Origin of the sequence: Bacillus licheniformis DSM 13 = ATCC 14580, from assembly GCF_000011645.1 — a bacterium.
GTDB classification, from domain to species: Bacteria; Bacillota; Bacilli; order Bacillales; family Bacillaceae; genus Bacillus; species Bacillus licheniformis.
This window is the reverse complement of the sequence record NC_006270.3, coordinates 2,045,291-2,064,613: the sequence shown is the minus strand read 5'-3', so window position 1 is coordinate 2,064,613 and position 19,323 is coordinate 2,045,291. Positions and strand designations below refer to the sequence as shown.

Genomic DNA, 19,323 nt, shown 5'->3' with positions numbered 1-19,323 from the left:
GTCTGTTTAATGTCAATTAAAGAAACCTATATGTTTACATTTATGAAAGAAGAGAATAATGTGCTGGATTTTCATTTGAATGACGGTCATGCACATGCGAAAATATTCATTCTTGAAGAAGATATAATTCGGATTTTGCTGACGGAGGGAGAAGCGTTAACGCTTGAAAAAACGTGGAGTGTCGCGCCTGGACAGATCGATGTGCCATGGGAGGGACGCCATCGTTTAGACATGAGCGGATTTACATTGCCTCAATACGAATTCCAGCAAGTCAAAGATGTTTTTATCGTGAAAACCGGCAAGGTCAAGCTTCATGTTCAATTGAACGGCTTTAGGATCAGCTGGTTTTATCACAATGGTTCTGAATGGATCAATGTTGCAAACGATCGGCAAACACAAGGGTATAATTTTGAAGGGGCTTTTGGAAAGGGCGTGTACCATTATTTACAACGCGATGTCCAGGAACAATATTTTGGATTTGGCGAGAAAACGGGAAACGTCGATAAACACGGGAAACGCTACCGGATGTTAAATATCGACGCGATGGGGTACGACGCAGAGCGGTCAGATCCGCTATACAAACATATCCCATTCTATATTACACGTCATAAGAAAACAGGCATCTCCTATGGAATGTTCTATGATAATCTATCAGCTTCCATTTTTGATATGGGTTCAGAGCTTGATAACTATCATGGACTGTACCGCTATTATCAGGCCGAAAAGGGGGATTTAGACTACTACTTCATAGCCGGTCCGAAAATAAAAGATGTAGTCGAAACATTCTCTTGGCTGACAGGCAAAACGATCTTGCCGCCAAAATGGAGCCTGGGCTATTCAGGCTCTACGATGAGCTATACCGATGCGCCAAATGCACAAGAACAATTAAAAAATTTCGTTCGTCTTTGTGAAGAACATGATATGTTATGCGATTCGTTTCAGTTATCGTCAGGATACACATCTATCGGTGATAAACGTTATGTCTTTAACTGGGATGAGATCAAAATTCCTGCTCCAAAAGAGATGGTGCAACACTTCCATGAGAAGGGCGTCCGTTTATGCGCCAACATTAAACCGTGTTTGCTAAAGGATCATCCGTACTTTGATGAACTACAAGAAAAAGACATGTTCATTGTAAACAGAGAAACACAAAAACCGGAAATGGCCCAATTTTGGGATGATATCGGAGCTTATTTAGACTTCACGAAGCGCCAAACGTTCGACTGGTGGAAGGCTCAAGTAACAGAAAAGCTGTTGGAATACGGAATTGATTCAACTTGGAACGATAATAACGAATTTGAAATATGGAGTCAAAATGCCAAGTGTCACGGCTTCGGCAAAGAAGTGGAATTTGAACTGATCCGAGCGCTTCACCCGCTTTTGATGATGAAAGCGTCTTTCGAGGCGCAGCTAGAATACAACCCGGAATTACGCCCGTACCTGATCTCAAGATCCGGCTGTCCCGGCATGCACCGTTATGCACAAACTTGGACCGGTGACAACCGAACAAGCTGGAAAACATTAAAATTTAATATTAAAACTGGCATCGGTTTAAGTTTATCAGGCATTTACAATTTCGGCCATGATGTCGGCGGATTTTCAGGACTGGCCCCTGAACCGGAGCTATTCGTAAGATGGGTGCAAAACGGTATCATGCATCCGAGATTTACCATTCATTCGTGGAACGATGACGGGACAGTTAATGAACCATGGATGTTTCCAGAAACAATCGATGAAATCCGTGAACTCATTAAGTTTAGACATAAGATCATCCCTTACATTTACACCGCGCTATATGAGGCGCACGAACATTATCAGCCGATCATTCGACCGACATTTTATGATTTTGAACATGATGAGAAAACATTTGAAGAGAACGATGAATTTATACTTGGTGAATCTTTGCTCGTTGCATCTGTCGTCGAAAAAGGAATGACGGAGCGGGAAGTATATTTACCGAACCATGAAAAAGGCTGGTATGATTTCCATACGGGAACATGGTATGAAGGAGGGAAGACAGTCGTTCTGCCGGCACCATTACATTATACTCCGCTATTAGCGAAAGCGGGAGCGATCGTTCCGGTAAATGATGCAAAAGTGACATTCCAAACAAAGAACCAAGATGAAAGAGGATTTTTGTTATTCCCATTCAAAGGAAAAGGAAAATCGACTTATCGTTTGTATGAAGATGATGGGTTAACAAATGAATATACTCATACATTTGCCTTTATACATGTCGATATGGAGACAACAGAAGACGGGATCAAACTTTCAATACAAAAGGAAGGAACATACGAGTTATCGTATGATCAACTCACTTTTCACGTACCAAATGGAGAAAAGAGAAAACTGATCGTAAATGGCACAGAACTGGAAAGCAAAAACGGAGCGTTTTCTTACAGTTTGCCGTGTGATTAAAAGATTAAGGCCACATGATGAAGATGTTTCCATTAATTCGAGCAGGAATCTTTGTCCGCGGTTACATCCCGGCCAGCTGAATTTTGTCATCGAGCACGATACATGAATCATGATCATGAAAATTTTATGTAAGCGGATACTAATCGGCAAATTCTTTGAAAAAAATCGTTCCAATATATTGTTATTTCATGCGAAATGATGATATCGAATGTTAAATAATAAGAGGGAAGAGGATGGGGGAACCATGCAAATGACGTTTCGATGGTATGGAGACAGCGACCCGGTCACATTAGAGTATATTCGCCAAATTCCCGGCGTTACTGGAATTGTTTCGGCCATTTATGATATTCCTGTAGGGGAAGCATGGCCTTATGAGAAAATTGTAGAGTTAAAAGAAAAAATTGAAAATCATGGTTTATCGTTAAGTGTCATTGAAAGTGTACCTGTCCATGAAGATATTAAATTAGGTCTTCCGACAAGAGATCAATATATTGAAAACTATAAAACGACGATACGCAACTTGGCAAAAGCCGGTGTTAAAATCGTTTGTTATAATTTCATGCCGGTCTTTGACTGGACCCGTTCTTCTTTAGACTATGCACTAGAAGACGGTTCTACAGCATTAATTTATGAAGAAGAAAAAGTTAGACAAATGAATCCATTACATGGTGAACTAAAACTTCCCGGTTGGGACACAAGCTATGAAGATGGACAGCTAAAGAATCTTTTTCAACAATATCAGCACATGACGGAAGAGGATTTATGGGAAAATCTTTCGTATTTTATTAAAGCGGTTATACCGGCGGCAGAAAATGAACAAGTCAAAATGGCGATTCACCCGGATGATCCGCCATGGCCTATCTTTGGACTGCCTCGAATCATAACGAACAAAGAGAATTTGGAGCGATTGATTCATCTCTATGACAGCTCCTTTAACGGTTTGTGTTTATGCAGCGGGTCACTGGGTGTGAAGTCAACAAATGATATTCCGGAATTGATTCGTTATTTCGGAAAAAAAGGAAAAGTTAACTTTGTGCACCTGAGAAACATTAAGATCATCGGGGAAAAGTCATTTCAAGAATCCTCCCACCGTTCAGAAGACGGTTCTTTAGATATGTATGAAATCGTAAGAGCATTAAGAGATATAGATTTTGCCGGACCAGCCAGACCGGATCATGGAAGGATGATTTGGGGAGAGACCGGAAAACCGGGTTATGGTTTATATGACCGGGCGCTTGGTGCAGTGTATTTAAATGGAATGTGGGAAACATTGACGAAAGAAAAGAAGCGGATAGCCTTAGAATGCAATAAATGAACAAGCACTAACTAAAATGCAGAGACGAGGGATAAATGTGCAGATTCCTTTTCATGTCAACTTGAAAGATAAGGTGGCTGTAGTGACAGGTGGAAGCGGCATCTTATGCAGCGGTTTCGCTAAAGCATTAGCTCAATGCGGTGCAAAAGTAGCAGTAGTCAGCCGAAGAGCTGAATCGGCAGACAGAGTAGCGAGAGATATCCAAGAAAACGGAGGCGAAGCACTTGCCGTTACAGCAAACGTCCTTGATAAACAAAGCCTTGAACAAGCGAAACAACTCATTAACAGAACATTCGGCAGATGCAATATCCTCATTAACGGAGCAGGCGGCAATCATCCAATGGGAACAACAGATAAAGAATATTTATATAAAAAAGACTTGAATACTAAAGAATTGACTACGTTTTTTGATTTAGAAATAGAGGGTGTAAGGTCTGTATTGGATTTAAACTTTCTTGGTACACTGTTAACCACTCAAGTATTTGCAAAAGACATGGCTGATCACGACGGAAATGTGATCGTTAACATCTCATCCATGAACGCCTATACGCCGCTGACGAAAATTCCCGCCTACAGCGGTGCAAAAGCGGCCGTCAGTAACTTTACACAATGGCTTGCTGTGCATATGTCAAAAGTCGGAATTCGTGTCAATGCCATTGCCCCAGGCTTTTTTCTTACCGCCCAAAATAGGAGCCTATTGCTCAATGAAGACGGAACATATACGGAGCGAGCACAAAAAATTATCAACCAGACGCCGTTGGATAGATTTGGGGTTCCGGAAGATCTAATCGGAACGTTATTATGGTTGGTAAGCGATAAAGCCTCGCGATTTGTCACTGGAACCATCATACCGGTCGATGGAGGATTCTCCGCCTATTCTGGAGTATAACTAACGGGGTTAGCTCCAAAAAGCTGATTTTCAACACTGATAAAAATCCCAATTTCTCTGTGTCACATTGAGAAATTGGGATTTATTATTTCAACTTTTCCGTTTTACAAACAAGAAGATAAACAACATTTTTGTATGATCTGCCATGCTGGAAACAGGAGGTTTTCTGCTGCTACGTAATACAAAACCATCGCAAATAATATGCATTGTTTTGTGATGGTTTGACAACAGTGTTATAACTGTTTATATTGTATATATACAGTTATAACGAATAGAGGGATGTCATGCTTTGAATATCATCATTTCAAATTCATCTGATGAACCGATTTATTTGCAGATCGTCAACCAATTAAAAGATCAAATCGTCAAGGGAGAACTCTCAGAGTCAGAGGCGCTCCCGTCGATCAGAAACCTGGCCAAAGAGCTTAAAATCAGCGTAATTACAACAAAAAGAGCCTATGACGAGCTGGAGAGAGAAGGGTTTATCGTCACAGTCGCGGGAAAGGGCTCGTATGTCGCAGCCATTAACAAGGACATGCTGCGGGAAACAAAAGTCAAATTAATCGAAGAACACATAGCAGAAGCCGTTACTGAAGCGAAACAAATCGGCTTTACATACGAAGAACTCCAAGAGATGCTCAAACTGGTTTATGAGGAGTGGTAAAAGTGACCAGCATACTGGAATTAAAGAATGTAACAAAACACTATCAAGATTTCTCTTTAAAAAACATCAACTTCTCGCTTGAGAAAGGTTATATTATGGGTTTTATCGGCCCGAACGGAGCCGGAAAAAGCACGACCATCAAGCTGATCATGAACCTGATCAAAAAAGACGAAGGGAACATCAGCATTTTCGGTCTCGACAATGAAAAACACAATATCGAAATCAAGCAGAGAATCGGCTTTGTATACGATGAAAATCATTTTTACGAAGAACTGACACCAAACGAAATGAAAGGAATCATCAGACCGTTTTACAAAAAGTGGGACGAAGCTGTTTTTCAGCGGTACGCAAAAGACTTCCAGCTCCCTTTAAACAAACAGATCAAAAACTTGTCAAAAGGGATGAAGATGAAATTCTCATTGGCGGTCGCGCTTTCCCATCATGCCGAATTATTGATCATGGATGAACCGACATCAGGACTGGATCCGCTTGTCAGGTCCGAGCTCCTCGACGTGCTGCAAACATTGCTGCAGGACGAGAACAAGTCGATTTTCTTTTCGACGCATATTACCTCTGATTTAGAAAAAGTAGCGGACTATATTACTTTCATTCATAACGGCCGGCTCGTGCTGAGCAAGACAAAGGATGAGCTGTTGGAGGAGTACTGCATTGTGAAAGGAGACCTCGATACGCTGCGCAAAGGGAACGAAGACGCCTTAATCGGCATCAAGAAAAACCGCTATGGTTTTGAAGCGCTCTCCAGAGATAAGCGGGAAGTCGTTCAGCATTTCGGGGATTCCGTCATGATAGAAAAACCCACTTTGGAAGATATTTTGGTATTTTCAACCGGCAGGAGTGATCATCGTGTATCATCTAATTAAAAAAGATATTTTAATGCAGAAAAGGGCAATGAAGCTATCGCTGTTATTGATGATTTTTTTCACTTTTACATTGTCGCAGCTTGAGCTTGTCGGATATACGGTCGCTGTATTGGCTGTCACGTACCAGCTGGCATTAGGCGCAAGCTCCTTGGAAGACAAAAACAACAGTGACAAAATCCTGATCAGCTTGCCTATTAAAAGAAACATCATCGTATTATCGAAATATGTATCGGTTTATGTCTATGCGGCTTATGCCATTCTCTTCTATTCTTTGATCAATGCGGTCGGACATTTGCTGCACTTGCCGCTTGATTTCCCATTGACATTTTCAGGAGCGATGGGTGCTGTTGTGGCTGTCACTTTATTTAGCTCGATCTCATTTCCGCTGATTTTTAAGTACGGCTATTTGAAGTCCAAAATGGCGAATATCCTCATATTTTTCTTCATTATTTTTGGAGGAACAGCCTTTTTTAAATTTATAGACGCGGACGAGAACCTTGCATTGAGCCAAAAATTAACGGCTTTTCTGAGCGGAATGTCAAATGCGGGTACATTCATCCTTTTGGTTGGTGTACTGCTCGTGATGATCTCCGTTTCATACGCGATATCGCTCAGCTTTTATAATAAAAGAGAATTTTAATGTTTAAGGATCGGCGGGAGCAGCACCGTTGATCCTTTTTCCGTTGCTCAGAACCGTGCGGCTGTTTTCATTCTGCCGTCTGCTTTTCTCTTTCCCCTCACTATCATCTATTATAAAAAATTCCTATAAAAGAAAAATTTCCGAGTTGATTAAAAGCATTTTTTCCGGAAGTTTCGGTAAAAAACGAAACTTTTGGCCCTTTTATTTCACTGTATAATGTAAACGGTTACGTATATAGTATACTTATACTAACATTTCTTTTAAGTGAAACTGACGGGAAGGATAGAAAAACAGGTGAGAGAGATATGAATACGAGGCAAAAAGACATTCTGAATCTGTTGTTATCTGAACCTGATGACTATTTAGTCGTACAAGATTTCGCAGACAGGGTAAAGTGTTCTGAAAAAACGATCAGAAATGATCTGAAAACGATTGAAGACTATCTCAATCAGCATTCTGATGCTCAATTAATTCGCAAACCGGGATTGGGCGTTTATTTGAATATTGAAGATCAAGAAAGAGTCCGTTTAAGCCGGCAATTATATACCGAACATCACGCCGCACAGCAGCTACCCGATGAAGAAAGAATGCTGCAAATCGCTTATCAGCTATTAATGAATCCAAAGCCGGTTTCTGCAAAAGAAATGGCTGCCGAGCATTTCTTGAATAAGTCTTCCATCAAAAGGGATTTGAATAAAATTGACGTTTGGCTGAAGCGGTTTGGCCTCACACTGGTATCCAAGCAGCGCCTCGGTTTAAAGATCGAAGGAAGTGAAAAAAATAAGAGAAAAGCGCTGGCGCGCATCTCGGAGTTGATTGACAACCCGGAGTTTACAAGCCGATTTATTAAAAGTAAATTTTTAAGCCATGAAGTGGAATTTGTTAAAAGTGAGATCAGATCATTGCAAAGGCGGCATTCTTTATATTTCACTGATGAAACGTTCGAAAATTTACTGTTGCATACATTGCTGATGATCCGCCGCATCAAAATGAAACAGCCGATCACCATTTCGCCGGGGGAAATCGATGCAGTCAAAAAGAAAAAAGAATTTCAGTGGACGTTTGCCTGTTTAAAACGGCTGGAAGCTGTTTTTGCGATCCGCTTTCCTGAAGAAGAGGCCGTCTATTTAACATTGCATATATTAGGCGGAAAAGTTCGCTACCCATTTGGAAAAGAAGGGGACAGCGGACTGGAAAACCCTTTGCTTCCAAAGGTTGTCGAATATTTAATCAATCGCGTATCAGAGTTGAAAATGATGGATTTCCGCGAGGACCGGGTTTTGATCAATGGATTGAAAGTTCACCTTAATACCGTTTTAAACCGGCTGAGCTATGACCTTTCCGTATCAAATCCGATGCTCAATGATATCAAAAAAATGTACCCTTATCTGTTTCATATTGTCATTGATGCTCTTGAAGACATCAACCAAACGTTTTCACTTTCGATTCCCGAGGAAGAAGCCGCCTATCTGACATTGCATTTCCAAGCGGCGATCGAGCGCTTCAGCTATGGAAAAGACAAGCATAAAAAAGCGATCATCGTTTGTCATATGGGCATCGGAATGTCACAGCTGCTGCGGACAAAAATCGAACGGAAATTCCACCAAATTGCCGTGATGGACTGCATCGCGAAAGCAGATTTGGCGGACTATACTGCAAGATATAAAGATATCGAGCTTGTCATATCAACGGTCAGCCTGGAGGATTTATCAATTCCTCATATTGTTGTATCACCGCTGCTCGAGTCGGCTGATGAGAAAAAGCTCAGCGACTTTATGGATCAGCTCGGTGAATCGACCCGCCAAAAACAAAAAACGTTTAAAGTGCTGAACGACACGACTCCTTTTCTCGTTTTCTTGCAGCAAGAGTCAGAACACCGCTACAAGCTGATTGAACAGCTGGCAATCGCTTTATACGAGAAAGGCTATGTGGAAAAAGAATATGCCGTACACGCCGTCTTGAGAGAGAAAATGTCGGCGACAAACATCGGAGCGGGCATCGCGATTCCCCACGCGAACGCCAAATTGATTAAACAATCAGCCATTGCGATCGCCACATTAAAGGAGCCGCTTGACTGGGGCTCTGAAAAAGTATCGCTCGTCTTTATGCTGGCTGTCAAACATGAGGATCAAAACATGACAAAACAATTGTTCCAAGAGCTGTCCAGCTTAAGCGAGCAGCCGGCCTTCATCCAAAAGCTGACGAAAGAAACAAATGTGATGAAGTTCTTATCTTATTTGGATTATTAAAAGCGGGGCGCTGACCTTTATCAAAATTCAATTAGAAGGCCTTTATCACTTCATTTCCACCGTGCCGCCCAACTGAAAAAACATCATATCTTTTTCTAAAGGTAGGGTTTCCTAATGAATTATGATGAAGCACAACATCTACATATTAGTTACAATAAAAAGGGATTAGATCTTGAAGCGGTAGGATTAAAACGCCTAGATATCGATGTGTGGGACGTGTATTTTAACTTTCAGGATCATGGGATAGATGAGCCACCTTTGAGTTTTTCAAAAATCGATCCATTCGGTTGCAATATACTTTCAATAACAAGCAAAGATTTAAAGATTAATGAGGCTACTCAATACTTCGAACTTTGGATTAAACATGAGTTATATAAAGATCTCTAATTTATAGCTCCCCACTGAAAAAGAAGTGGAGTTTTATAGTGCAAGTAGACCGTTGAGAAAGAATAAACACATTAGCAATAGGGAAAGGAGCATTCCAAAAAATGAAACACAATCATTAGGATGATGATATAATCAATAGAAAGGGATGGACGAATTGGATAATCAAGTTTTGCAAGCGATCTACGAAATGCAAAAGGAAATGAAAGAAGACTTCAAAAGCGTAAACGAGCGGTTAGATACAATCAACAAAACATTAACACGCATAGAGGAAAACGATCCTGAAAAAGTCATATCCATGCTTAAACTAATCAATAAGAAACATTGAACGTGATCATAGATACAACGACAAGAAGTTCTCTGAGCTTGAAAGAAGGATTCATGAGTTAGAGGAACGATTAAATAATTATTCTGTATTATAAAAAGAAATGATGAAATCTGTTTCAGCATCAACGAATATATCGTCTATTTCGGCGTCCTTTATAATCTTTTGAAATATTTGTCCAGAGCCATGAATTAGTGAGGAGTAGATTTCTTTCTAATTCAACAGGTTTGGACACTTTTTTATTTCTCCAATAGGATGATTAATTTTTCACAATGAAACGAGCTGAATACTGGTTGATGAAGAGCATAGAAATTGTTACTTTTTTTGTCTAGTTTCTGTATAACAAGCAAAAGCTGAAAAAGAGAAAGAAAAGGTGTCCTGATGGATGTCTTTTTATTTTGAATTTGAAGGTGAAAAACATTGCGGACACCGGAAAAAGAGTCTGCCGAGATGGTACGAAAAAAGCAGGCCGCCCATCTGCTTAGTCTGTCTTAGCTTTCTTCCATCTACTCTTAATAATCACCATAAACAAAATGTGAATCAATACAACGATGATATTATACTTAGGGTCAATTTTTACAAAGACGGTATTAAGAGTCATCACTAGAACCATGAGAATTGTTGCGATCCACCATATAAACTCATACTTTTTATCATTCTGATCTTTGCTCTTTTTACGTTTAACCAGGTCAAAATGCAAACAAGCAGCCACAAAAACCACTAAAACAATTGTTGTCACAGGGAAAGAAAAGTTTGATTTTATGTTATACATTATAACTGCCCCTAAAGCCCCGAATATAAAACTAATAAGTAATCTCATCATTGATATCATACCTTTCTTAATTTTTTATTAAATCATAATCAGAGCTTTCGGGCACTAGGAATGAGATATTTTTTAAAGAAGCATCCCCATTTCATCAATACCATCAGATATTTTCTTTTCACTGGGGTTTTCTTCGAATACCCTCATCAAAATAACCTTCATAAAGAGGATGTCCTATGTTTACACCCCCTCGACAAATTTCAGCTCCCTATTGCAATACGGCACATTTTTTTCAAATTCAGTCCCATATGTTTTTACAAGTCGCCGCTCACTGCAGTCCTGCTTTAAAAAAACCGATTTTTCCGGAGCCTGCGGTAAAAAACAACGCTTTTACACGCACGTTTTTATTATAAAGTAATGACAAGAGCTGCTCACTACTTTAGTTTCAGAAGGAGGATTCGCATGAAACTGTTAGCGATTACATCATGTCCAAACGGCATTGCCCATACGTATATGGCTGCGGAAAATTTGCAAAAAGCGGCCGATCGAATGGGCGTTCAAATGAAAGTCGAAACACAAGGCGGCATCGGGGTGGAAAATGAGCTGACCGAGCAGGAAATCCGCGAGGCTGACGCGATTATTATAGCCGCAGACCGCTCGGTCAACAAAGACCGTTTTATCGGAAAAAAACTTCTGGCTGTCGGTGTTCAGGAAGGCATCCGAAAACCGGAAGAATTAATACAAAAAGCGATCGGCGGCGATATACCTGTCTATCGTTCGGCTGTGAAAACGGAAGCCTCCGCTCAAACGGAGAAAAAGCAAAATCCGATTTACAGGCATTTAATGAACGGTGTATCGTTTATGGTTCCTTTCATTGTCGTCGGCGGATTATTGATTGCGGTCGCATTGACGCTTGGAGGCGAAAAGACGCCGAAAGGGTTAGTGATCCCTGATGATTCTTTTTGGAAAACGATTGAGCAAATCGGGGCAGCCTCATTCTCATTCATGATCCCGATTTTAGCCGGTTACATCGCCTACAGTATCGCCGATAAACCGGGGCTTGTGCCGGGAATGATCGGCGGATACATCGCAGCGACGGGAAGCTTTTACGGCAGCGGGAGCGGTGCAGGGTTCCTCGGCGGCATTATCGCGGGCTTTCTAGCCGGATATGCGGCGCTGGCCATCAAAAAATTAAAAGTGCCAAAAGCCATACAGCCGATCATGCCGATCATCGTCATACCGGTGGTTTCCTCGCTCATTGTAGGCTTGGCGTTCGTATTGCTGATCGGCGCGCCTGTCGCGCAAATCTTTGAATCATTGACGGTTTGGCTGGCTGGTATGCAGGGCTCAAGCTCGATTCTGCTGGCATTAATTTTAGGGGCGATGATCTCATTTGATATGGGCGGCCCCGTCAATAAAGTGGCATTCTTGTTTGGCTCGGCCATGATCGGTGAAGGCAACTATGAAATTATGGGACCGATCGCCGTCGCCATTTGTATTCCTCCGATCGGGCTTGGAATCGCAACGTTTTTAGGGAAAAGAAAATTTCAGGCGCAAGAAAGAGAAATGGGAAAAGCAGCATTTACAATGGGATTATTCGGCATTACTGAAGGCGCCATCCCGTTTGCTGCACAGGATCCGCTCCGCGTCATACCAAGTATTATGGCGGGTTCAATGACAGGTTCCGTGATCGCCATGATCGGTAATGTAGGGGACAGAGTCGCCCACGGCGGACCGATCGTAGCGGTGCTTGGCGCTGTCGATCATGTGTTGATGTTCTTTATCGCTGTTATTGCCGGATCCCTGGTTACCTCTCTTTTGGTCAATGTGCTCAAAAAAGAGGTCACAGCTGCACCCGCAGGGATAAGTGAAGCTGCTGCAGGGAACGACATTCCCCAACCGAACATCGAAATCGAAGCGGAAAGCAAAAAAATCGAAAAGCCGGAAATTACAAAGCTCACAGACATCATCGATACAGATTTGATCGAACCTCATTTGTCAGGAGATACGAGAGACGACATTATTGATGAAATGATCCAAAAATTGTCCCGGAAAGGCGTACTGCATTCAGAAAGCGAATTTAAACAAGCTATCATCAATCGCGAACTTGAGGGTACAACGGCGATCGGTATGAATATCGCGATCCCGCACGGGAAGTCTGATGCCGTCAAGAAGCCGAGTGTAGCATTCGGCATTAAACGTTCGGGCGTAGACTGGAGGAGTCTTGACGGAACTGACGCCAAACTGATTTTTATGATCGCCGTCCCGAAAGAAAGCGGAGGAAACGAGCATCTGAAGCTTCTGCAAATGCTCTCCAGAAAACTGATGGATGACACCTACCGGGACAAGCTTCTCTCTGCCCAAACAAAAGAAGAAGCATACAAACTTCTGGATGAAATCATCTAAAAAAGGAGGACGCCCGTCATGACTGAACCGTTATTTTTCGAGCCTGTTTTTAAAGAAAGAATATGGGGCGGAACGGCTTTAGCCTCTTTCGGCTATGACATTCCATCCGAACAAACAGGGGAGTGCTGGGCTTTCGCCGCACATCAAAATGGACAAAGCGTCGTGAAAAACGGCTTGTATAAAGGGCTCACATTAAGCGAATTATGGGATGAACACCGTCATTTATTCGGACATATAAAGGGAGACCGCTTTCCTCTTTTGACAAAAATTTTGGACGCCGACCAAGACCTATCCGTACAAGTGCATCCAAATGATGAATATGCAAAGCTGCACGAAAACGGGGAGCTTGGAAAGACGGAATGCTGGTATATCATTGATTGCAAGGAAGATGCGGAGATCATTTACGGCCACCATGCCAAGACGCGGGAAGAACTGGTCTCAATGATCGAAAACGGAAAATGGAATGAGCTTTTGCGCCGCGTCAAAGTGAAGCCGGGAGATTTCTTCTATGTGCCGAGCGGAACCGTCCATGCGATCGGAAAAGGCATTTTGATTTTGGAGACGCAGCAGAATTCTGACACAACCTACAGACTATATGATTATGACAGAAAAGACGCTGAAGGAAACCTGCGCGAGCTCCATTTGCAAAAAAGCATAGAAGTGATCGACGTTCCGTCTTCCCCTGATCGCGAAACCGTTCAATACGAAACATCGGGCGACGTCAAGACTGCCGCACTGATTGATTGTCCTTATTTCTCAGTAGAAAAATGGGATGTAAAAGGATCGGCCTGTTTCAAACAGGATAAACCGTTTCTTCTTGCCAGCGTCATAGAAGGGGAAGGGCGCATCGCATCTGGCGGCCATAACTTTTCATTTAAAAAAGGAGATCACATGCTGCTGCCCTGGGGCTTTGGAGAATTTACGCTCGCCGGCCATGCGGAATGTATCGTCTCAAGCTTATCAATTGAATAAACGATCAGCGGCGCCCTTTCTGAACAGACCATAAAACTATGGTCTGTTTTATTTTTGCAAAAAAAATAATCTCGACTTGCCAAGACGTGTTCACAGAGGGCTGACAATGCATATTCCCAAGCTTTCACAAGTAAAATAGAGTAAACCAAAAAAACATTTGGAAATCTTCCAATTATTTGATAAGCTGATATTAAAAGCTTCATATCTTTCATCAGCTGCACTGCCCGGGACTTTTCGCGGAACAGCTGCTTCATGAAACAAAAAGGCGGTCCTATGTTCCGGCGTCTGGCAAGAAAAGCCTGCTAAATGACCGAAACAACCGTGCCCTTCATAATTGGTTGGTCCTTATCTGGATGAGAAAAGGAGACGATGATTCGTATCAGCAAAAATGTAAGCGGATTCATCGTCTTTTTATCTCGGTTTATCACTCTTTTTAGCGGAAGCGAGGAGGTAAGCAATGGGGAAAGCAAAACTTCGATGGAATGAACCCTTGATTTCTCAACACGAATCGGCTGCTGAAGGATTTACACCGGAAGATTTCACAGAGGAAGATCGACTGATTTCAAAAACGACAGAATCATTTGTCAAAAACGAAGTCATGCCCCTTCTTGAATCGATTGATCAGCAGGATCACGAAAGCGTGAAAAAATTGTTTCAAAAAGCAGGAGAGCTCGGTTTGCTCAGTATCGAAGTTCCGGAGGATTGCGGCGGCCTTTCACTCAGCAAGAAGCTTTCCGGGTTGGTGGCAGAGAAAATGGGAGCCGGCGGATCGTTCAGCGTCTCCTTTAATATTCATGCGGGAGTCGGGACACTGCCGTATATTTATTATGGAACAGAGGAACAAAAACAAAAATACCTTCCAAAACTGGCATCGGGCGAATGGATCGGAGCATATGCTCTGACAGAGCCGGGCGCAGGATCGGATGCTTTAAACGCAAAAACGACAGCCGTCTTGAATAGGGAAGGGACAGCCTGGATTTTAAATGGGGAAAAGCAGTGGATTACGAACGCGCAAGTAGCTGATGTATATGTTGTCTTTGCAAAAACGGCGGAAGGCATGACAGCATTTATCGTCGAACGCTCGTTTAAAGGTGTTTCCATCGGACCTGAAGAGAAGAAGATGGGAATCAAAGGGTCTTCGACAGCAACCTTAATCTTGGAGGAAGTCGAGGTGCCAAGCGACAATGTTCTAGGTCATATCGGGAAAGGTCATCACGTCGCTTTGAACATTTTAAACATGGCCCGCTTAAAGCTCGCGTTTTCGAACATTGGAACGGCAAAACAAGCATTGAACCTTGCTGTTAGCTACGCCAAACAGCGAAAGCAATTTAACAAGCCGATCATCGGTTTTTCAATGATTCAAGAAAAGATTGCCGACATGGCGGTCTCGATTTTCGGCGCGGAAAGCGCTGCTTACAGAACGGCAGATTGCTTGGACAATGTTTTAGATTCGGCTCTCCCATTAGACGATAGACTGAGAAAACTCACAAACTATGCATCCGAATGTGCGATCAATAAAGTTTACTGCTCCGAAATCCTCGGCCGGATCGCAGACGAAGCGGTGCAGATTCATGGCGGCTACGGATACATGCAGGAGTACGAAGTCGAACGATTGTACCGGGACGCGAGGATCAGCCGGATTTTCGAGGGGACAAATGAAATAAACCGCTTAACGATCGCCAAACTGCTCATGAAAGAAGTGCAGCAAAACGGCATCTCAGAGCCGGAAGCTCAACTAGGCAGCGAGGGAAATCGAAACCGGCGATTTATTCAGCTGTCCAACAGGCTTTTCGGCAAGACACTGAAAGCGCTTATCCGCTCTCGCGTGAACACTCAAGAAGATCAGGAATACGCACGGCTTCTCGCCGACATGAAAAAAGAAATCTATGTGATGGAATCCGCCGCCCGCCGAACCGAAAAAGCTAGGCAAATATACGGTGGTGAAAAAGCACGGTTGAAAGAAATGATGACGAATGTCATTTGTGAAGAAGGCTACCGCAGAATCGAAGAGATGGCGGTGACCGCCTTATCAAGCATAGCATCTGATGAAGCCGAAAGAAAACTCGCATTTGAAGAGGCTCGCAGCGTTTCTTTGCCTCTTTTCAGCAATCTGTTTACTCAAAAACGCGAAATCGCAGAAAAAATAGCCGCTCATGAAAAATATACGGTGTGATCGGAGGGAAACTGTTTGAAAAAAATCGGATTTATCGGTTTGGGCAATATGGGTCTGCCAATGTCGAAGAATCTGCTTCAGGAGAACTTTACGGTTTATGGAATGGACCTTAACAAAGAAGCTGAATTGGCCTTGCATCATGCAGGAGGAACGATCGGGATTTCAGTTGAAAAAATGGTTGAAGAGTGTGACGCCATCCTCACAAGCCTTCCTTCCTCAAACGCTGCAGAGGAGGTTTTTCTGGGAAAAAAAGGGCTCGTACACCTGGCTGAACCGGGCGTCCTCCTGATCGATACAAGCACGGTCGCTCCTGAACTGAATATCCGAATTGCGGAGGAAGCGAAAAGCAAAGGTATCGATTTTCTTGCGGCGCCGGTCAGCGGCGGTGTGATCGGGGCGGTCAACCGGACGCTGACCTTTATGGTCGGGGGTCCGAAGTCCGTTTTTGATAAAGCGTTGCCTGTTTTCAATGCATTGGGCGAGAATATTTTTCATGTGAACGAAAACATCGACAGCGGAACGAATACAAAGCTGATCAACAACCTCTTAATCGGTTTTTATACAGCCGGCGTCAGTGAAGCCTTGCACCTTGCCAAAAACAGCAATCTCGACCTCGACCAATTGTTTGAGATGCTGAACGTCAGCTATGGGCAGAGCCGGATCTATGAGCGCAACTATAAAAGTTTCATAGCGGATGAAAACTATAAACCTGGCTTTTCTTTGAAGCTGCTGCTGAAAGACCTTGGCTTTGCATTGGATTTGGCTGAGAAGAACAACGTTGAACTGCCGGTGAGCAAGATTCTCTTCGGCATTTACGAAGAAGCCGATCAGAACGGATACGGGGAAAAAGATATGTCTGTTTTATACAAAAAAATAAGCGAACAGAAGACAACTTATCAGTAAGGAGAGGTGAGAAATCAAATGATCACAACCAATGCAAAAAAAATGATGAACCATATCGACGGGGAATGGGTCAATTCTCTAGGTGCGGAATCGGAAGAAGTCGTCAATCCTGCAAACGGAAACGTCATCGCTTATGCGCCTCTATCTGTGAGAGCGGATGTAGATCGTGCCGTGCAGGCTGCCAAGCACGCTTATCAGACCTGGTCGCTTGTGCCCGTCCCCAATCGGGCAAGGCTTTTATACAAGTATTTACAGCTTCTCCAGGAGCAAAAAGAACAATTGGCAGACATTATTACGACGGAAAACGGCAAAACGTTAAAAGACGCCCGCGGCGAAGTGCAGCGGGGAATCGAAGTTGTTGAGCTTGCGACAGCCACACCTACTTTAATGATGGGAGAATCCCTGCCCGCGATAGCCGGGGGCATCGACGGATCGATTTGGCGCTATCCTTTGGGAGTCGTCGCCGGCATTACGCCGTTTAACTTTCCAATGATGGTTCCCCTGTGGATGTTTCCGCTCGCCATCGCCTGCGGAAACACGTTCGTCCTGAAACCTTCGGAACGGACTCCTATTCTTGCCGGGAAGCTTGTTGAGCTGTTCTATGAAGCCGGGTTTCCAAAAGGTGTGTTAAACCTCGTCCATGGAGGAAAGGATGTTGTAAACGGAATATTGGAGAACGATGATATTAAAGCCGTCTCCTTCGTTGGTTCAGAACCGGTCGCAAAATATGTGTATCAAACGGGCACAGCCAACGGGAAACGCGTTCAGGCGCTGGCCGGCGCTAAAAACCATGCGATTGTTATGCCGGATTGCCATCTTGAAAAGACTGTTCAAGGCATCATCGGTGCGGCATTCGGCAGCAGCGGGGAACGCTGTATGGCCTGCTCCGTTGCGGCGGTCGTTGATGACATCGCCGATGACTTCATGGAAATGCTCGTCTCTGAAACACGGAAGCTGAAGACAGGAGACGGCAGATCCGAGGATCACTTTGTCGGCCCGCTGATCCGCGAAGTCCATAAACAACGCGTCCTTGACTATATCGACAGCGGTATAAAAGAAGGGGCCGCACTCGCCGTAGACGGACGCAATCCGGATGTTCGAGAAGGATACTTTGTGGGAGCCACGATTTTCGATCATGTGACACCAGAGATGAAAATCTGGCAGGACGAAATCTTTGCACCGGTCTTGAGCGTCGTCCGTGTACAAGATCTTGACGAGGGGATCGAGCTCGCCAATCAATCCAAGTTTGCCAACGGCGCTGTCATCTACACATCGAGCGGGAAAAGCGCCCAGCAGTTCCGCGACAAAATCGATGCCGGAATGATCGGCGTCAATGTCAACGTCCCGGCTCCGATGGCGTTCTTCTCCTTCGCAGGGAACAAAGCCTCTTTCTATGGAGATCTTGGGACAAACGGAAAGGACGGCGTCCAGTTTTACACGCGTAAAAAGGTCGTCACCGAACGCTGGTTCTAATCCTTAACATAAGGCTCCCTCTCATGCACAACTGATTTTTTTTCAGAGGGGCCTTTTTTATTTAATCAGGGAGGGATCAATATTGAACTTGAAATATGCCACACTTAAAACAGAACATGGCATCACAACCGTGACGTTGAACAATCCGCCGGCAAATACACTTTCTTCTTCCTGTATCGCCGAATTGCGCTCTCTTTTTCGGGAATTGGCCCGCGACGAGGAGACAAAAGCAATCATCATTACTGGAGAAGGCCGCTTTTTTGTGGCGGGAGCGGATATAAAAGAATTCGTTTCAAAACTTGGGGACCAAAAACAAGGATTGGCGCTCGCACAAGGGGGCCAGGCGCTCTGCGATGAAATCGAAGCTTCCAAAAAACCCGTCATTGCGGCGATAAACGGACCGGCTCTTGGCGGAGGCCTGGAACTCGCGATGAGCTGCCACTTCAGAATCGTATCAGACGATGCAACAGTCGGTCTTCCCGAATTAAAGCTCGGCTTGATTCCTGCATTTGGTGGTACACAGCGGCTTCGCAACATAACGGACACAGCGACAGCACTCGACCTTATCCTGACGGGCCGATCGCTTTCAGCTCAAGAGGCGGTAGAGCTGAAAATTGCACAGATGGCTGTAAAGGGAGAGGAACTGATGAAGACGGCAGCTGCTGTCGCGTCGTCTTTTATCGAAGGAAAAAGCATGACCAGCGTGAGGCGCGCCGTCGAATGTGTCGTACAGGGCGCCAGCGAAAGCATGGAACAAGCACTGGAGAGGGAGCGAAACAGATTCGCCGAGCTGTTTGTCACTTCAGATGCCAAAGAAGGAATTCACGCATTTGTCGAAAAGCGCAAACCAAACTTTCATCATTCATAA

General features: G+C 43.7%; 16 protein-coding genes. 15 read left to right on the top strand and 1 reads right to left on the bottom strand.

Translation table 11 applies throughout. The features are described 5' to 3' along the window. Nucleotides 1-9: 9 nt before the first annotated feature. The 9 genes from TRNA_RS31975 (at nt 10) to TRNA_RS31935 (ending at nt 9,768) form a co-directional block, all read left to right on the top strand. Nucleotides 10-2,418: a glycoside hydrolase family 31 protein gene (locus TRNA_RS31975; RefSeq protein ID WP_003182402.1), complete on the top strand. Its 2,409-nt coding sequence runs from the start codon at nt 10-12 to the stop codon at nt 2,416-2,418. Nucleotides 2,419-2,662: 244 nt separating this feature from the next. Then, nucleotides 2,663-3,733 (top strand): mannonate dehydratase, encoded by a 1,071-nt coding sequence (gene uxuA / locus TRNA_RS31970; protein WP_003182399.1) that lies wholly within the window; start codon nt 2,663-2,665, stop codon nt 3,731-3,733. 37 nt (nt 3,734-3,770) lie between these two features. After that, nucleotides 3,771-4,622 (top strand): SDR family oxidoreductase, encoded by an 852-nt coding sequence (locus TRNA_RS31965; protein WP_009328139.1) that lies wholly within the window; start codon nt 3,771-3,773, stop codon nt 4,620-4,622. Between the two features lie 289 nt (nt 4,623-4,911). After that, on the top strand, nt 4,912-5,286 hold the full coding sequence (locus TRNA_RS31960; protein ID WP_003182395.1) for a GntR family transcriptional regulator: 375 nt from the start codon (nt 4,912-4,914) through the stop codon (nt 5,284-5,286). An 11-nt stretch (nt 5,287-5,297) separates the two neighbouring features. Further along, nucleotides 5,298-6,167: an ABC transporter ATP-binding protein gene (locus tag TRNA_RS31955; protein WP_196757926.1), complete on the top strand. Its 870-nt coding sequence runs from the start codon at nt 5,298-5,300 to the stop codon at nt 6,165-6,167. Continuing rightward, nucleotides 6,151-6,807 carry an ABC-2 transporter permease gene (locus TRNA_RS31950; protein ID WP_003182390.1) on the top strand — a complete coding sequence of 219 codons (657 nt, stop codon included), beginning with the start codon at nt 6,151-6,153 and terminating at the stop codon, nt 6,805-6,807. Before TRNA_RS31955 ends, TRNA_RS31950 begins: the two co-directional genes overlap by 17 nt. Before the next feature lie 305 nt (nt 6,808-7,112). Then, entirely contained in the window at nt 7,113-9,056 is a 1,944-nt protein-coding gene (locus TRNA_RS31945) for a BglG family transcription antiterminator (protein ID WP_003182388.1), read from the top strand. A gap of 114 nt (nt 9,057-9,170) precedes the next feature. After that, complete coding sequence (locus TRNA_RS31940; protein ID WP_003182387.1) at nt 9,171-9,443, top strand: DUF3986 family protein; 273 nt, start codon at nt 9,171-9,173, stop codon at nt 9,441-9,443. Nucleotides 9,444-9,588: 145 nt separating this feature from the next. Then, the gene (locus TRNA_RS31935; protein WP_003182385.1) at nt 9,589-9,768 is read left to right on the top strand and encodes a hypothetical protein; all 180 of its coding nucleotides are present in this window, start codon (nt 9,589-9,591) and stop codon (nt 9,766-9,768) included. A 478-nt stretch (nt 9,769-10,246) separates the two neighbouring features. Here the strand turns inward: TRNA_RS31935 and TRNA_RS31930 are convergent, their stop codons facing one another. Beyond that, complete coding sequence (locus TRNA_RS31930) at nt 10,247-10,537, bottom strand: hypothetical protein (protein ID WP_016885426.1); 291 nt, start codon at nt 10,535-10,537, stop codon at nt 10,247-10,249. 453 nt (nt 10,538-10,990) lie between these two features. Here TRNA_RS31930 and TRNA_RS31925 point away from each other — a divergent pair, with 453 nt between their 5' ends. From TRNA_RS31925 to TRNA_RS31900, 6 genes are all read left to right on the top strand, one after another. Then, nucleotides 10,991-12,934: a PTS fructose transporter subunit IIABC gene (locus TRNA_RS31925; protein WP_003182381.1), complete on the top strand. Its 1,944-nt coding sequence runs from the start codon at nt 10,991-10,993 to the stop codon at nt 12,932-12,934. 18 nt (nt 12,935-12,952) lie between these two features. Continuing rightward, nucleotides 12,953-13,906, top strand: a complete 954-nt coding sequence (gene manA / locus TRNA_RS31920) for a mannose-6-phosphate isomerase, class I (RefSeq protein WP_003182379.1) — start codon at nt 12,953-12,955, stop codon at nt 13,904-13,906. A gap of 457 nt (nt 13,907-14,363) precedes the next feature. Then, nucleotides 14,364-16,079 (top strand): acyl-CoA dehydrogenase family protein, encoded by a 1,716-nt coding sequence (locus tag TRNA_RS31915; protein WP_011198024.1) that lies wholly within the window; start codon nt 14,364-14,366, stop codon nt 16,077-16,079. A 15-nt stretch (nt 16,080-16,094) separates the two neighbouring features. Continuing rightward, entirely contained in the window at nt 16,095-16,982 is an 888-nt protein-coding gene (locus TRNA_RS31910) for an NAD(P)-dependent oxidoreductase (RefSeq protein WP_003182374.1), read from the top strand. 18 nt (nt 16,983-17,000) lie between these two features. Then, nucleotides 17,001-18,455, top strand: coding sequence for a CoA-acylating methylmalonate-semialdehyde dehydrogenase (locus tag TRNA_RS31905; RefSeq protein ID WP_003182372.1), 1,455 nt, complete (start codon nt 17,001-17,003; stop codon nt 18,453-18,455). 82 nt (nt 18,456-18,537) lie between these two features. Continuing rightward, nucleotides 18,538-19,323, top strand: coding sequence for an enoyl-CoA hydratase-related protein (locus TRNA_RS31900; RefSeq protein ID WP_003182370.1), 786 nt, complete (start codon nt 18,538-18,540; stop codon nt 19,321-19,323).

Bases quoted from the DNA above. Each gene is read 5' to 3' on its own strand.
- TRNA_RS31930 (WP_016885426.1), bottom strand. From the start codon at position 10,537: ATGTATAACATAAAATCAAACTTTTCTTTCCCTGTGACAACAATTGTT.
- TRNA_RS31925 (WP_003182381.1), top strand. From the start codon at position 10,991: ATGAAACTGTTAGCGATTACATCATGTCCAAACGGCATTGCCCATACG.
- manA (WP_003182379.1), top strand. From the start codon at position 12,953: ATGACTGAACCGTTATTTTTCGAGCCTGTTTTTAAAGAAAGAATATGG.
- TRNA_RS31905 (WP_003182372.1), top strand. From the start codon at position 17,001: ATGATCACAACCAATGCAAAAAAAATGATGAACCATATCGACGGGGAA.
- TRNA_RS31975 (WP_003182402.1), top strand. From the start codon at position 10: ATGTCAATTAAAGAAACCTATATGTTTACATTTATGAAAGAAGAGAAT.
- TRNA_RS31945 (WP_003182388.1), top strand. From the start codon at position 7,113: ATGAATACGAGGCAAAAAGACATTCTGAATCTGTTGTTATCTGAACCT.
- TRNA_RS31935 (WP_003182385.1), top strand. From the start codon at position 9,589: ATGGACGAATTGGATAATCAAGTTTTGCAAGCGATCTACGAAATGCAA.
- uxuA (WP_003182399.1), top strand. From the start codon at position 2,663: ATGCAAATGACGTTTCGATGGTATGGAGACAGCGACCCGGTCACATTA.
- TRNA_RS31915 (WP_011198024.1), top strand. From the start codon at position 14,364: ATGGGGAAAGCAAAACTTCGATGGAATGAACCCTTGATTTCTCAACAC.
- TRNA_RS31940 (WP_003182387.1), top strand. From the start codon at position 9,171: ATGAATTATGATGAAGCACAACATCTACATATTAGTTACAATAAAAAG.